Raw genomic sequence first — 14,412 nt, forward strand, 5'->3', positions numbered from 1 at the left:
CGCCGCCATGCCCTGAGGACGGGGGGATAGCGCAGCGATCCGGTGGGATCGGAAAGCCGCCCCTTGTCCAGCCGCATCATCTGCGCACCCTCCACCTGACCGATCAGCGGCAGATCGTGCGTGGCGACGACGATGGTCGTGCCCAGGCGGTTGAGCGCCTCGAACAGGGTCAGCAGGCGGCGGGCCATGTCCGCATCGACGTTACCCGTGGGCTCGTCGGCGACGAGGATTTCGGGCCGGGCGATGACGGCACGGGCGATGGCCACGCGCTGCTGCTCACCGCCCGACAGCGTTGCCGGGCGCGCCTGGCCACGATCGCCCAGGCCCACCCAGTTGAGCATTTCCGAAACCGATGCGTCGATCTCGCTTTCGGCCATGCCTGCGACGCGCAACGGCAGCGCGATATTGTCGTAGGCGGACAGGTGCGAGACCAGCCGGAAATCCTGGAATACGACGCCGATGCGACGGCGGAAGCCCGGCAGGCGCTTGCGGGGAAGCGTCACCACATCCTCGCCGAACAGGCGGATGACGCCCCGGCTGGGACGTTGGGCAAGATACAGCAGCTTGAGCAGCGAGGTTTTGCCAGCCCCCGACGCGCCGGTCAGGAAATAGAAACCGCCGCCATGCAGGGAGAAGCTGACGTCGGACAGCGTCTCGCTGTCCAGACCATAGCGCAGGCCGACATTTTCGAACTGTACGATTGCCGACATGCCTCAATGAATGCGCCTGCGCGCTCCCTTTTGCCCCCGTAGCGATAGCCATGGCACAGCGGGCAGGCAGGCGTAAAGCCCAAGCGGCGGAAACCGCCGAGTCGCGGCATCTCTGCACTGCCCCTTCAATGCCGCTTGCCCTCGAGTCCAAGCCGTGCCTATGAAGCGTCATGATCCTGGTGTGTCCCAATTGCGCCACGCGCTATATTGTGCCGGACAGCGCCGTCGGCCCCAATGGCCGCCAGGTTCGCTGCGCCTCGTGTAAACATAGCTGGTTCCAGGAGGGGTCGGCGCTTGCGCCTCGCGAAGAAGCCGTGGCTCTTGCCGAGGCGCCAGCCGAAACGGTGGCGCCAACCCCGCCGCCCTCGCCTGTCGTGACTCCATCTCCGCAAGCTGCTCCGTCGCCAGTGCCCGCGCCGGTGATGCCCGATCCTGTCGCAGCAGAGCCTGTGGCCGAACCGGTCATGGCAGCCCCGATCAAGCCGGTTCAATCAGCGCCGGCATCGCCGCCCCAAAGCGACTATCGTTATGATGACGTTTATGGGCGCGGGCGGGACGATGTCGAGGAAAGCAGTGCTGCCCCCGTCAAGCCGAGGCGCAATCGCCTGAAGCTGTGGACCTATGCCGCCATCCTCTTCTGCCTGGTGATCGGGGGCGTCGGCGGCGCGCTCTGGTATTTCGGGACGCCCAGCTGGGCCATCAATCTGGGCCTGGTCGCTGACGAAGGCGATCCCGACCTGCTATTCTACCTGTCGAAGCCCGCCGAACGGCGCAAGCTGCCCACTGGCGAGGAATATTTCGCCTTTGGCGCGCGGATCGTGAACAGCGGCAAGCAGACCCTGCCGGTGCCGCCCGTGCTGGTGCAACTGCGCGACCAGCAGAACCGTCTGGTGTTCAGCTGGACGACGAAGGCGGACCGCAACAGCCTGAAACCCGGCGAGGAAGCGTCGATCAATGAAAGCCGGATCGACATTCCGAAAAATGCCGAGAATCTTTCGCTGACTTTTGTTCAGTAACGCCCGGCCCCAATCTCCGTTCGCCCTGAGCCTGTCGAGCCGCAGGCGACCGCAGGTCAACGGCGCGCGTGGGCTTCGACAGGCTCAGCCCGAACGGATGTTATTTACGGATAGCTGACCGTCTTCGGTCGGCCCTGCGGGATGGGGATGAATTCCTGATCGTCGCCCGGGATCAGCGGAAAGCGCATAGCTTCCCAATCCTCGCGCGCCTGAAACAGGCGGTCCTTGCTGGACGACACGAAATTCCACCAGACATGGCGCGGCGTCCTGAAGGCTTCGCCGCCACAATAGATCACGCGGCCGCCATCGACGCTCATCAGCGTGGCGCGGGTGCCGGGGCGCAGCACATAGAGGGTCTGCGGCAGCAAGGCGACGCCATCGAGCGCCGCGTCGCCGCCCGCCACATAGATGGCCCGCTCGTCGGCATCCCTATCGATCGGCACACTGCCGCCGGGCGACAGCTGGATGTCGGCATAGATGGTGTCGGCATAGGTGGTGACGGGAGAGGTCGCGCCCCACAGGCTGCCCATGATGACGCGGGCGCTGGCGCGGCCGCAGTCGATGACGGGCAATCCGCCTTCGCTGACATGTTCAAAGGCCGGGGCCACTTCCTCCACTCCATCCGGCAGCGCGAGCCAGGTCTGGATGGCGGACAGCTTGCTTTCCTTCGCCCGGTCGCCGTCGGGCGACCGTTCGGAATGGACGATGCCGCTGCCCGCCGTCATCAGGTTGACCGCTCCCGGCTCGATCAGTTGCTCCGTACCCAGCGAATCCCGATGCAGGAATGCGCCTTCGAACATATAGGTGACGGTCGCGAGATTGATGTGCGGATGCGGGCGCACGTCGATGCCCTGCCCCGCGCCGATTTTTGCAGGTCCGGCCTGATCGAAAAATATGAACGGTCCCACCATCGTCCGGCCGGGGGCAGGAAGCGAGCGGTGGACGCGAAAATCACCCAGGTCGTGGGTCGTAGGCGTAATGGTCTGGATAACGAGATCGTCTAGGATCATGGGGATTCCCTTCATTCGCCGGGGGCACGCGCCTTGATGGCAAGGGCATGCACTTTTTCGCGCAGCAGATCGGCGAGCGCCGTGTTCACAAGGCGCTGGCGCGCAACGCGGTTCTTGCCCGTGAAATCGGCCGAAACGATCTCCACCGTGAAGTGGCTTTCGCCCGATCCGTCATGTCCCGCATGACCGCGATGCTTTTCGCTGTCGTCGATCACGGCGAGATGCTCTGGCGACAAGGCGGCGCGCAGCCGATCCTCGATCTCTGTGGCCACCGGGCCTTTCAGTTGAGTGCTCATAACTCCTATATAGGACCTTTCTTCCACCTTGCATCAGGGCAATCTTGTCTACCGACCCCTTCTCGACCCGCCGTTTCAACCGTTTTCACGGCCGCGTGGAAAGCGACCGCTCCTGCGCTGTCGATGGCTGCGTCGAGCCGGGCGAGTTCCGCGCACCGCCGCTGGAAGGCTCGCGGTCAAACCATGAGGGCCCGCAGTGGCGCTGGCTGTGCCTTGATCATGTGCGCCAGTTCAACCAGGGCTATAATTTCTTCACCGGCATGAGCCCGGACGAGATCGCGGCCGCTCAACGCCCCTATGCGGGATGGGAGCGCGAGACCCGCGCCTTTGCCGCCAACGGGGCCAGCCCGCCGCCGCGCTGGTCCGATTTCCAGGACCCGCTCGACGCTATTGGTGCGAAGTTCAAGGAGCGGATGGCAAAGGCCCGCAGCGACAACCAGATGCGACAGGACGGCAAGTTCCTGTCTAACGAGGATCGCAAGGCGCTTGCCATCATGGGCCTTGGCATCGACGCGGATCGCAAGGCGTTGCGCCAGCGTTACACTGAACTGCTACGCCGCTATCATCCCGACCATAATGGCGGTGATCGCAGTCATGAAAGCGCCTTGCTGGGGGTCATCGAAGCCTATGGCCTTCTGCGCAAGGCGCCTGCCTTCGCCTGAACAGGCCAATCCATGCAAAGGGGCCGCTTGATCGGCGGAGAAGGAGGCCCCACTCTATCGACATGCCCTTCCCCGATCGTTTAGGGGCTGGAAGCGACATGACCAGAAAGATCAGGAAATGACCGACATTCCCAACGTCCAGCCCGATACCCGTGCCGAAACGCTGCTTGCCGCGCCCGACCGCGAAGTGGATGCGCGCGAAATGTTCGGCGTGGACGTCGATCTCAAGATCCCGGCCTTTTCCGAAGCCGACGAGCGGGTGCCAGACCTTGACCCCGCCTATGTGTTCGACCCGGATACGACGCTGGCGATCCTGGCGGGCTTTGCCTTCAACCGGCGCGTCCTGGTGCAGGGCTATCACGGCACCGGCAAGTCCAGCCATATCGAACAGATCGCCGCGCGGCTGCGCTGGCCCTGCATCCGAATCAATCTGGACGCGCATATCAGCCGTATCGACTTGGTCGGCCGCGACGCCATCGTGCTGAAGGATGGCCAGCAGGTGACAGAATTCCGCGAAGGGCTGCTGCCTTGGGCGTTGCAGCGGCCGGTCGCGTTGGTATTCGACGAATATGATGCGGGCCGTCCGGACGTGATGTTCGTGATTCAGCGCGTGCTGGAAGCCGATGGCAAGATGACTCTGCTCGACCAGAACCGGGTCATCCGCCCGAACCCATGGTTCCGCCTGTTCGCGACCGCCAATACGGTTGGCCTGGGCGATACGACCGGCCTTTATCACGGCACGCAGCAGATCAACCAGGGCCAGATGGACCGCTGGAACCTGGTGGTCACGCTGAACTATCTGCCCGCCGCGACCGAGGCTCAGATCGTCCTCGCCAAATCGGGCGAATATGATCATGAGGGCGGGCGCAAGGAAGTCGAGAACATGATCAAGGTGGCGGAACTGACCCGCCAGGGCTTTATCAATGGCGACATCTCAACCGTCATGAGCCCGCGCACCGTCATCAGCTGGGCGCAGAATGCGCTTATCTTCAAGAATGTCGGCTTCGCCTTCCGCCTGTCCTTCCTCAACAAGTGCGATGAGGCAGAGCGGGCGCTGGTGGCGGAATATTATCAGCGCGTGTTCGGCAAGGATCTGCCGGAGAGCGTCGCGCACCGGGCGGCGTGACGGCCATGATCGTCGTCGAACGCATCGCACCTGATGGCAGCGCGCACCGGATCAGCATCCGTGGACACGAGCTGATCGCCGACATGACCGCGCCGGACGGGCTTGATGAAGGGCCTGATCCGCACGACCTGTATGATTCGGCGCTGGGCGCGTGCAAGGCGATGACGATGCTCTGGTATGCACAGCGCAAGGGCATCCCGGTCGAAGGCATTCATGTCGGCGTGATCCGTGACGCAAGTCAGGAACGGGACGGCATATACAAGCTGACCACGCGCATCGCGCTGAGCGGTCCGATGACCGATGAACAGCATGATATGCTGATCGGCGTGGCGGCGCGCTGCCCGGTCCACAAGCTGATGAGCGAAGTGGAGACGCAGATCGAAACCATCGCCGTCCCGCGCGTGGGCGAAGGCGAACGGCCGTGAACGGCGCGACCACCGACATATCCGACAGCCGCTACCTCGGGCTGGCAAGCGCATTCAACCTGCGCGACTTTGGCGGCTATGCGACGGCGGATGGAAGGAGCGTCCGGCGCGGAATGCTTTACCGATCAGGGACGATGGCGCTTCTGAACGATGCGGACGCGCAGCATCTGCGCTCGCTCGGTATCCAGGCGATCTGCGATTTCCGGCGCGGAAATGAACGGAGCGCCGAACCGACCGTCTGGCACGGCCCGCATGTCGATTATTTCTGCCGCGATTATGACGAAAGCAGCGGCATCCTTGGCGAAATGCTGAAACGTAGGGATGCGACGCCAGAGGATATGCGGCAGGCGATGCTGGCTCTTTATCGCGCCATTCCGCTCGACCATGCCGACTCCTATCGCGCGATGTTCGCGCAGATCGCGGGCGGCAGGGTGCCGATCCTGATCAATTGTTCGGCGGGCAAGGATCGAACCGGCGTCGGCGCGGCGCTGATCCTGGCGGCGCTTGGCGTTCCGCGTGAAACAATCCTGGCGGATTATCTGCTCACCAACGAGCATGCGGACTGGGACTGGCTGCTGAGCCAGCGCGACACGCTGGTGGCTCGCGCCCGCCGCGTCCGTGGCGATGTGCTGGCGCCGCTGTTAACCGTGGACGTCGATTATCTCGACTGCATGTTTGCCGCCTTGGACAAGCAACATGGCGGCACCACGGGCTATCTGACGAGCCTGGGGATCGATCCGGCCGCGCGCGAAGCTCTGCGTAACAGATTGCTCGACTAATGGCTGAACGGTCTCCCCTCGACGCCTTCAAGGATGTGTTGTCCGGCGCGGCGCGCTCGATCGCGCGCGATGCGGAGGTGGAGGTCGGCTTTACGGCTGACGCGCCGCATATGGCTGGCAAAGCGATCAAGGTGCCAACGCCGGGCCGCAACCTGCCCGCCGATCAGGTGGCGCTCGCCCGTGGGTTTGCGGACGCCAATGCGTTGCGCCTGCGGCATCATAATCTGCGCATGCATAATGCGGCAGCGCCTGCCGACGCCACCGCCCGCGCCGTCTATGACGCGGTCGAACAGGCGCGGGTCGAGGCGATCGGCGCGCGGGCGATGGAGGGCGTGCGCGCCAACCTCAATCACGCGCTGGAACTGCGGCTGCGGTCGGACCCGCTGCGGCGGGCACGTTCAGCCGACGAAGTGCCACTGTCCACCGCGCTGGCGCTGAAGGTACGCGAGCGGCTGACCGGGCAGGAAATACCCAAGGACGCGGCCGGCGGCATGGCGATGGTGGACGCGTGGATCGAGGAAAAGGCGGGCGCCGACCTTGACGCCCTGGCCATGGCGATCGACGACCAGCGCACGTTCCAGAAGCTTGCCCAGGCGATGCTGGAGCATCTGCAGCTGGTCGAAAGCGACGTACCGCCCGAAACGGAAGAGGAGGACCCGCAAGAAGGCGAGGACGAGGAAGAGCAGCAGGAAGAAGGCGACTCCGGCGAAGAGGAGTCAGGCGACAGCGATATGAACGCCGAGGCCCGCGCCGAAGACAAGGGCGGCGACACCGAGGACGGCGAAACCGAATATAGCGACGATTTCGACGCCGACAGCGATGAAGGCGCCGACGATATGGGCGATGAAGGCATGATGCCGGTCCGCCCGAACCGGCCGCTGTCCGACCTGCCGCCCGGTTTCGACTACAAGCCCTATACGACCCGGCATGACGAGGTGGTGACCGCTGACGACCTGTGTGACGAGGATGAGCTCAATCGCCTGCGCGGGTTTCTCGACCAACAGCTTGTCAGCTTGCAGGGCGCGGTAACAAAGCTGGCAAACCGGCTGCAACGGCGGTTGATGGCGCAGCAGTCCCGCTCCTGGGATTTCGACCAGGAAGAGGGCTTGCTCGACGCAGCGCGCCTGGCGCGAATCGTGATCGATCCGACGCGCTCCCTGTCTTACAAGGTTGAGCGGGACACCGAATTTCGCGACACGGTGGTCACGCTGCTGATCGACAATTCGGGATCCATGCGGGGGCGGCCGATTTCAATCGCAGCGATCAGTGCCGACATCATGGCGCGTACGCTGGAACGCTGCGGGGTCAAGACCGAGATATTGGGCTTTACCACCCGCGCCTGGAAAGGGGGCCAGAGCCGCGAGGACTGGCTGGCTGCCGGGCGGCCGCCAATGCCGGGGCGGCTGAACGACCTGCGGCATATCATCTACAAAAAAGCCGATGAGCCGTGGCGTCGGGCGCGCAGGAATCTGGGCCTGATGATGCGCGAGGGGCTGCTGAAGGAAAATATCGACGGTGAGGCGCTGCTTTGGGCGCATAGCCGATTGATCGCCCGCAACGAAGAACGCCGCATCCTGATGGTGATTTCCGACGGTGCGCCGGTCGATGATTCGACGCTGTCGGTCAACAGCGGCACCTATCTGGAGCGGCACTTGCGGCAGGTGATCGAGTGGATCGAGAATCGGTCGCCCGTCCAGCTCGTGGCTATCGGCATCGGTCATGACGTCACCCGCTATTACAGGCGCGCCGTCACGATCATGGATGCCGAGCAGTTGGGCGGCACGATGGTCGAACAGCTCGCTGGACTGTTCGACGAGGATTGAAAGCCCGCCTGGGGCACCCAATCTCGAACAGATATTCTTCAGGAGATTTTTATGAGCGTCGCCTTTCGCCGCGAAAGCGATGAGGAGCATCTGGAGCCCACCTTCGAAATCCCGCTGCCGCCCGGTCCCAATTGGGTTACGCAGCGCGGGCTTCGCCTGACGCGCGAAAAGGTCGAGGCGCTGGAAGCCGCCGAGACCGCCGACATGACGGAGGATGAGGCGAAGAAGCTGAAGCGCGAGTTGCGTTACTGGCGCACCCGGCTGGCGACGGCGGAACTGCGTCCGGTGCCGGATGGAGAAGCCGTGGCCTTTGGGACGCGCGTGGCCTACCGCCTCAATGGCCAGGCGAAGACCATATATATTGTCGGCGATGATGAAGCGGATCCCAATGATGGGCGTATCAGCTTCTCTTCACCCCTCGCCCGCGTAATGATGGATGCCGAAGCCGGCGAACAGCTGGATTTCGGAGGGACAGAGAACTCCGTCGAGATATTGTCGATCAGCCCTATCGAGGAGGCCTGATCGCTTTCATGCGCGCGGAGGGAGCCGGGCTCTATCCCGGGCCCTCCGCGTCAAACTGCTGATCAGGCGTTCCGGCCTGCTTCGAAAAGGAACCAGGCCCGCTCTTCGGCCTGGTCCGTCCAGTCGTCGATGACGCCTTCGGTCGCATTATCGCCTGCCTCGGTGGCCGCGCTCTTGGCGGCGCGCAGGGATTCCACGAGCCGCAGATTATCCTCGCGCAGTTCGTTCAACATATCGCCGGCGCTGACATAGTCCGCGTCATTATCCGCGATCGATTGGTGTCGGCCAATATCACCCACGGAACGCAACGTCGTATTCCCGGTCTTGCGCACACGCTCGGCGATCGCGTCGGTCGTGGCCAGTATCTGCGTCGCCTGCTCGTCGAACATCAGATGATAATCCCGGAAATGCGGGCCGGACACATGCCAGTGGAAATTCTTGGTCTTGAAATACAGCGCATAGCTGTCCGCCAGCACGCCGTTAAGCGCCTGAGCCACTGATTTGGTGGCGTTGCTGCGCAGGTCCGTGGGGGTTTTGAGGTCGGGGGCTGTCATGCTGTGCTCCTGGCTCATCAGATTGGTTTCGGGAGTATAATGATCTGATGCCGATATGGTGCCATGACCATCTGCGAATTTCCTGCTGAAATCCTCGTTCAGTCTGATGCAGCCCCTCGATCAGACCAGCCGCAGCGCAGTGACGGCGAGCGTAACCGCCAAAATCAGGGTCAGCGCACCGCCGCCATAACGAATGGCGCGAACAGGCAGGACTTTCAGCAGGCGATCCCGCAGCAGCACGGCCGGAACCAGCGCAGCCATCACGCCTATCGCGCCCCCAGTAGCGGCAAGGACAGGATCAGCGGTGCGCGTAGCTATCCCCAGAATCAGGAATTGCGATCCGTCGCCGAAACCGAGGATGAATAGACCCAGCGCACTCGTCAAAAACGGGCCGGTGGGCCATTGGTCCAGCGGATCGGGCTGCCTCACCCGCCAGAACAGGCCAAGGCCAAGGAAAAGCAGGGCGAGGGCGAGGAACAGCAGCCGGGCGTCGGCGCCCAGCATCGGCGCAAGGAAGGCGCCAGCGGCTGCGGCAATGGCGGCGTTCGCGACGACGGCCACCAGCACCCCCGCGATGATCGCGCCGTCCCGTCCAAAGCGGGCGGCAAGCGCCATGACCAGCAGCTGATTCCTGTCACCTATTTCCGCCAGGAAGCATCCGAGCAACGTGGTCAGCAATGCATCCATAAGCGCCGGTCGTGCGCGTCAGAGAGAAAGCGAGGATCCGGCCACTGCGGCCGGCTTGACCGCGATAGTCATGGGAATGACCTGCGCATCGGGCATCTCTGCGGCGATGGCGTCACGCATCAGGTCGAGATAGGACAGGATGACCGGCCCGGTTCCCTGAAGGGAAAGAGCGGACTGAAGCGTGTCGGCCAGACCTTCTACGCTGTCGATCTGATAGGCGCGGGCGACATGACGTATCTGGTCCACTTCATCTCGCAGCCGTACAAGACTGACATGCCCCCGCTCGCCGGCGAGGCCGTCTACACGGCGCAGCAAGTCTGCAAGAATGGCCAGCATCGGATCATGTCGCATGGGAAGTCTCCCCCTATCCTGTCGCTCCGATGGCATCATGCAACGGAACGGGTTAAGGCCACGTAAAGTCTAGCATGACGCGCCGGCCCTCCCCACGTGCGCCTTGACATTATCCCGAATCTCCCTCATGGGCGGCTGCTGAAACGGGGCGGCCCTTTTTCGAAAGAATTGGGGGGCCGCTTTTCTTTTTCACGATATTTACGACCAGGAACCAGGGCCATGGCCAAGCCAGCAACCGTCAAGATTCGCCTCGTCAGCTCGGCTGACACCGGCTTCTTCTATGTTACCAAGAAGAATCCGCGCACGAAGACCGAGAAGCTGAGCTTCCGCAAATATGACCCGGTCGTGCGCAAGCATGTCGAGTTCAAGGAAGCAAAGATCAAGTGATCTGACGGCGGGTTCGCCCGCCTCGGCGATTTGATCGGCTGAAAGAAGAGGCCCACCCAGTAAGGGAGCGGGCCTTTCCTTGTTGCGTGCGGCCTCTGTACCCTTGCGGTTCGGAACTTCCGGGAGCCCGATATGCGGGCTTCCCGGAACCGCCCGAACCGAAGGCGGGGCGACGATCAGTTGCCGACCGGCTGGTCGTCGGTCCGCGTAATCACGACGGTCGATGAACGCGCCACTTCTCCCGCGACAGGCCAGTTGCCCGTGGGATGCTGGATGTTGACGAAGAAGGTTTTGAGGTCGGGCGTATAAGCAAGGCCGGTGACCTCGCAGCCCAACGGACCCACCAGGAAGCGCTTGGACTGCTTGCTGGTCTGATCCACATAGAACATCGCATTGTGGCCAAAGGCCTGGTCGATGGTGGTCCCGGTCACGCCCGAATTACCGGGCACGCTGTGGTCGGTCTGGACCCAGAGGCGGCCCTGGGGATCGATACGGATGCCGTCGGGGCTGGAGAATGTATCGCCATTGATGTCGCCCACCAGGTTGGCGCCGCCCGAAGCGAGGCTGGGATCGCCCGCCAGCAGGAAAATCTCCCAGGTGAAGCTGGTCGCCAGGGGCGAATCATTCTGTTCCTTGAACTTGATGATGTGGCCATGAAGATTGCGGGTGCGCGGGTTGGCGGCGTCCGCGACCTGACGGCCGCTGTTGTTCGTAAGCGTGCAGTAGACCGCGCTGTTGTCCGGCGCGACCGTCAGCCATTCAGGGCGGTCCATGACGGTGCCGCCCGCAACGCGCGCAGCGGCTTTCGTGTTGATGAGCACATCCGCCTGGCTGTTGAAATCAACTATGACAGGCGTGGGAGGCGTCGTGCTCTGGCTGACATTGCCGGGGTCGGACGCGCCGGGAAGCAGGCCGTTTTGACCCTGCACCAGCGCACGCCATTCGCCCGTGCCGTCGGCGTTGAACCGCGCGACGTAGAGCGTGCCATAATCGAGCAGCTCGGTATTGGCCGCCCGGTTTGATGCGCTGTAGGCGCGATCGGGCACGAATTTGTAAATGCAGCCCGGCGTAGCGTCATCGCCCATGTAAAAGGCCGTACGACGGTCGCTGTCGGCCATGTACGCAGCATTTTCATGGGCGAATCGGCCCATGGCGGTGCGCTTGGTCGGCGCGGCCAATTCCTGATAGGGATCGATCTCGACAACCCAGCCGTAATTTTGCTCAGGCTGCGTCGGATCGAGGTAATTGTCGGTCGATTCCTCACAGGTCAGGTAGGTGTCCCAGGGCGTGCGGCCCGAGGCGCAGTTGTTCAGCATGCCCTTGATGGTGCCGGACAACTGGCCAGCGGCGGGGCCGCCCGCGCGATAGCTGCTGTTGCCGGTGTAGCGCTTGTTGAAGGTCGATCCGGCCTTGACCGCCCATTTCCCGTCAGAACCCTTGGCCACTTCGACGACCGAAATACCGACCGCCGAAAGCGCCAGCGCCTTCTGATCCGCCGTGGCGGTCGCGGCATCATAGCTGCCCGAAAACAGGATGTTGACGTCCGGATATTCATGGTTGATGGCCAGCAGGCCGCCGACATTGGCGTCCGTGCCCGACAGCGCAAAATATTCCATGCCGTCATGATTGCCGCCGGCCCATTTTTCGGCGTCTGCGGGTGTCGGGAAGCTGCCCGAATAGGCAGTGCCCGCCTCGACCGAATCACCAGCCTTCAGCAGCACATCGACGGTGTAGCCAGTGGGCACGGTGACCGTGTCATTCTGGTTCGCGGCGACCGGGGCGAAGGCGATGGCATAGCTGGGCGCGGGCGTCGGGGTCGGCGTGGGGCTGGGCGAGGGCGTCGGCGACGCAGAGGCGTCATCATCGTCACAGGCAGCCAACGCACCGAGCATCGGCAGCATGGAAAGGCCAAACAGGCCGTTCTTCAGGACGGAACGGCGACCGGGATTGGCGGCAACGATAGCCTCCAGGCAATTGTCGCCAGCGTCGATCTTGGGCTCGGCAGCGCGAAATGGCGCGCGCGCCTCGTCGGTGAGGTGAGACATGGATATACCCTTTTGCGGATCGGACTGGCGACGAGATGCCGCGCCCTTGCCACCGGACTTGGCAGGACTGCGTGAAATCACCGCTTCATTTGAAGGACATAGCCATGAAATGCCGATGACGGTCTTGTGACGACCATCGCCCCCCGCCCTATAGCAGGGCGTTCACCTGCTCGATAAAGCGAAGCACGGAGATAGGTTTCGATACATAGGCTTGCGCCCCTGCGCCGCGTATCCGGTCTTCGTCTCCTTTCCCGGCATAGGCGGTGACGGCCATGATGGGCACCGGGGCCAGCCGGGGATCTCGCTTCAACGATATGATGAGGTCAAGGCCGCTGACATGGGGCAGGTGGATGTCGGTGATCACAAGGTCGGGACGGAACTCCAGCGCCTGCGCCACGACGTCGCGGCCATCGCGCAGCGGCAACACATCATGGCCGTGCGCGCGCAGCAGATCGCAAAAAAGTTTGAGATTGAGTTCGTTGTCCTCGACAACGAGCACGCGCTTTGCCACCAGTCACCCGCGTTCAATGATGCGCATTTGAAAGCGCGCTGATACAACTGCCCCTTGCCGAGAATCAATCATGCGTCCCGAACATCCCGATGGCAAGCAGCAAGCCCCGGCCAATGGTGAAGAAGCCGGCACGCTGGCGCTGATGGCGCTGGCCTGGACCCTGAATGACGAACGGCGGGCAGAGCGGCTGCTGGCGCTGACGGGCCTGGACGCCGACGCGCTGCGGGCGGGGATCGGTAACCCGGCGACGCTGAGAGCGGTACTCGAATTTCTCGCGGACCACGAGCCGGACCTGATCGGCTGCGCCGATGCGCTGGGCATCGAGCCCACGGCCCTGGTCGCTGCCAGGTGGGAGTTGGGCCGATGAGCCGACCCTTGATCATCACCGATTGCGACGAAGTGCTGCTGCACATGGTCGTGCCCTTCCGCGAATGGCTGGACGAGCATCATGACGTCCATTTCGACATGCGCGAGCGCGGCTTTGCCGAGGCGCTGCGCCACAAGGACAGCGGCATCCCGCTGGAACGCGAGCTGGTATGGCAGCTGCTGGTGGGCTTTTTCGACACGGAGATGCACCGGCAAAAGCCGATATCGGGCGCAGTGGAGGCGATAGCCCGGCTGTCGCGCATCGCCGACGTCGTTGTACTCACCAATATAGGGCAAAGGCACCACGAGCAGCGCGTTGCGCAACTGGCGACGCATGGACTGGATTTCCCGGTTCACTGGAATCACGGACCGAAGGGACAGCCTCTCGCCGCGATCGTGCAGGAACGCCGTGCGCCTGTCGCCCTTTTCATCGACGATCTGGCCGAACATCATCAATCAGTCGCACAGCATGCGCCGGGCGTATGGCGCCTGCACATGGTCGGTGAGCCGGAGATCGCGGGAGAAATAGACGCTGCCCCGTTCGCCCATGCGCGTATCGATGATTGGGCATCCGCCGAAGCATGGATAGCCGCGCGCATGGGTGAAGGCCCCGCCCCTTTCAAACCTTGATCAATCCGATGGAGCCACTGCATGAGTATTGAAGCCCGCATCGCCGAACTCGGCATCACCCTTCCGCAAGCCGCCGCACCCGTCGCCGCCTATGTCGCGACGGTAGAGGCCAACGGCCTGCTGCATATCTCTGGCCAGATTTCGCTGTCCGACGGCCAGTTGATGACGGGCCGCCTTGGCGAAGATCGGGATCTGGACTTTGGCGTCAAGGCGGCACGTGCCTGCGGGCTCAATCTGGTCGCCCAGATGAAAGCCGCGCTCGGCAGTCTCGATCGGGTCGAGCGGATCGTTAAGCTGGGCGCCTTCATTTGCAGCGCGCCGAGCTTTACCGATCAGCCGAAGGTCGCCAACGGCGCGTCCGAATTGATGGTCGAGATTTTTGGAGAGGCAGGAAAGCACACGCGCAGCGCGGTCGGCGTCCCCGTACTGCCGCTTGGCGCAGCGGTCGAAATCGACGCGGTCGTCCTTGTCCGGCCCGCGGCCTGACCTTTCCTTCCTGACCGCCCGGCCCT

At 63.3% G+C, this 14,412-nt stretch carries 18 protein-coding genes and 1 pseudogene; 11 read left to right on the forward strand and 8 right to left on the reverse strand.

Features of this window, described 5'->3' with window-relative positions; genetic code table 11:
* Nucleotides 1–20: 20 nt before the first annotated feature.
* Nucleotides 21–710, reverse strand: a pseudogene (gene ftsE / locus B6S01_RS08665) (cell division ATP-binding protein FtsE); the annotation flags it as partial.
* 170 nt (nt 711–880) lie between these two features.
* Here ftsE and B6S01_RS08670 point away from each other — a divergent pair.
* Entirely contained in the window at nt 881–1,726 is an 846-nt protein-coding gene (locus B6S01_RS08670) for an MJ0042-type zinc finger domain-containing protein (RefSeq protein WP_037468892.1), read from the forward strand.
* Nucleotides 1,727–1,830: 104 nt separating this feature from the next.
* On the opposite strand, the gene B6S01_RS08675 is transcribed toward B6S01_RS08670, so the two are convergent.
* The gene (locus B6S01_RS08675; RefSeq protein ID WP_037469159.1) at nt 1,831–2,736 is read right to left on the reverse strand and encodes a pirin family protein; all 906 of its coding nucleotides are present in this window, start codon (nt 2,734–2,736) and stop codon (nt 1,831–1,833) included.
* A gap of 11 nt (nt 2,737–2,747) precedes the next feature.
* On the reverse strand, nt 2,748–3,032 hold the full coding sequence (locus B6S01_RS08680; protein WP_037468895.1) for a BolA family protein: 285 nt from the start codon (nt 3,030–3,032) through the stop codon (nt 2,748–2,750).
* A 44-nt stretch (nt 3,033–3,076) separates the two neighbouring features.
* On the opposite strand from B6S01_RS08680, the gene B6S01_RS08685 reads away from it, so the two are divergent.
* The 6 genes from B6S01_RS08685 (at nt 3,077) to B6S01_RS08710 (ending at nt 8,369) form a co-directional block, all read left to right on the forward strand.
* Nucleotides 3,077–3,694: a J domain-containing protein gene (locus B6S01_RS08685; protein ID WP_037468898.1), complete on the forward strand. Its 618-nt coding sequence runs from the start codon at nt 3,077–3,079 to the stop codon at nt 3,692–3,694.
* Nucleotides 3,695–3,812: 118 nt separating this feature from the next.
* Nucleotides 3,813–4,820, forward strand: coding sequence for a cobaltochelatase subunit CobS (cobS, locus tag B6S01_RS08690; RefSeq protein ID WP_037468901.1), 1,008 nt, complete (start codon nt 3,813–3,815; stop codon nt 4,818–4,820).
* 5 nt (nt 4,821–4,825) lie between these two features.
* A complete protein-coding gene (locus B6S01_RS08695) occupies nt 4,826–5,245 on the forward strand; it encodes an OsmC family protein (protein ID WP_037469161.1) in 420 nt (139 codons plus the stop codon).
* Nucleotides 5,242–6,024, forward strand: a complete 783-nt coding sequence (locus tag B6S01_RS08700) for a tyrosine-protein phosphatase (protein WP_051908581.1) — start codon at nt 5,242–5,244, stop codon at nt 6,022–6,024. Before B6S01_RS08695 ends, B6S01_RS08700 begins: the two co-directional genes overlap by 4 nt.
* A complete protein-coding gene (gene cobT / locus B6S01_RS08705; RefSeq protein WP_037468903.1) occupies nt 6,024–7,847 on the forward strand; it encodes a cobaltochelatase subunit CobT in 1,824 nt (607 codons plus the stop codon). Before B6S01_RS08700 ends, cobT begins: the two co-directional genes overlap by 1 nt.
* Before the next feature lie 51 nt (nt 7,848–7,898).
* Entirely contained in the window at nt 7,899–8,369 is a 471-nt protein-coding gene (locus tag B6S01_RS08710) for a GreA/GreB family elongation factor (RefSeq protein ID WP_037468906.1), read from the forward strand.
* Nucleotides 8,370–8,431: 62 nt separating this feature from the next.
* Here the strand turns inward: B6S01_RS08710 and B6S01_RS08715 are convergent, their stop codons facing one another.
* The 3 genes from B6S01_RS08715 to B6S01_RS08725 all read right to left on the reverse strand — a co-directional run bounded on the left by B6S01_RS08715 (nt 8,432) and on the right by B6S01_RS08725 (nt 9,961).
* Nucleotides 8,432–8,923 carry a Dps family protein gene (locus tag B6S01_RS08715; protein ID WP_037469167.1) on the reverse strand — a complete coding sequence of 164 codons (492 nt, stop codon included), beginning with the start codon at nt 8,921–8,923 and terminating at the stop codon, nt 8,432–8,434.
* A 120-nt stretch (nt 8,924–9,043) separates the two neighbouring features.
* Entirely contained in the window at nt 9,044–9,610 is a 567-nt protein-coding gene (locus tag B6S01_RS08720; RefSeq protein ID WP_037468909.1) for a TMEM165/GDT1 family protein, read from the reverse strand.
* An 18-nt stretch (nt 9,611–9,628) separates the two neighbouring features.
* Nucleotides 9,629–9,961 (reverse strand): hypothetical protein, encoded by a 333-nt coding sequence (locus tag B6S01_RS08725; RefSeq protein WP_037468913.1) that lies wholly within the window; start codon nt 9,959–9,961, stop codon nt 9,629–9,631.
* Nucleotides 9,962–10,180: 219 nt separating this feature from the next.
* Between B6S01_RS08725 and rpmG the strand changes: the two genes are divergently transcribed.
* The gene (gene rpmG / locus B6S01_RS08730) at nt 10,181–10,348 is read left to right on the forward strand and encodes a 50S ribosomal protein L33 (protein WP_007687342.1); all 168 of its coding nucleotides are present in this window, start codon (nt 10,181–10,183) and stop codon (nt 10,346–10,348) included.
* 176 nt (nt 10,349–10,524) lie between these two features.
* Here the strand turns inward: rpmG and B6S01_RS08735 are convergent, their stop codons facing one another.
* Together B6S01_RS08735 and B6S01_RS08740 are read right to left on the reverse strand one after the other, a co-directional pair.
* Nucleotides 10,525–12,393, reverse strand: a complete 1,869-nt coding sequence (locus tag B6S01_RS08735) for a PhoX family protein (protein ID WP_037468921.1) — start codon at nt 12,391–12,393, stop codon at nt 10,525–10,527.
* Nucleotides 12,394–12,541: 148 nt separating this feature from the next.
* Nucleotides 12,542–12,904: a response regulator gene (locus tag B6S01_RS08740; protein WP_174525916.1), complete on the reverse strand. Its 363-nt coding sequence runs from the start codon at nt 12,902–12,904 to the stop codon at nt 12,542–12,544.
* A 70-nt stretch (nt 12,905–12,974) separates the two neighbouring features.
* Here B6S01_RS08740 and B6S01_RS08745 point away from each other — a divergent pair, with 70 nt between their 5' ends.
* The 3 genes from B6S01_RS08745 to B6S01_RS08755 are packed head-to-tail and all read left to right on the forward strand — an operon-like array spanning nt 12,975 to nt 14,386.
* Nucleotides 12,975–13,271: a DUF3572 domain-containing protein gene (locus B6S01_RS08745; protein WP_037468923.1), complete on the forward strand. Its 297-nt coding sequence runs from the start codon at nt 12,975–12,977 to the stop codon at nt 13,269–13,271.
* On the forward strand, nt 13,268–13,900 hold the full coding sequence (locus B6S01_RS08750) for a hypothetical protein (protein WP_037468924.1): 633 nt from the start codon (nt 13,268–13,270) through the stop codon (nt 13,898–13,900). The genes B6S01_RS08745 and B6S01_RS08750 overlap by 4 nt, the downstream gene beginning before the upstream one ends.
* 21 nt (nt 13,901–13,921) lie before the next feature.
* Complete coding sequence (locus B6S01_RS08755) at nt 13,922–14,386, forward strand: RidA family protein (RefSeq protein ID WP_037468925.1); 465 nt, start codon at nt 13,922–13,924, stop codon at nt 14,384–14,386.
* Nucleotides 14,387–14,412 lie beyond the last annotated feature (26 nt).

Source organism: Sphingobium herbicidovorans, from assembly GCF_002080435.1.
Taxonomy (GTDB): domain Bacteria; phylum Pseudomonadota; class Alphaproteobacteria; order Sphingomonadales; family Sphingomonadaceae; genus Sphingobium; species Sphingobium herbicidovorans.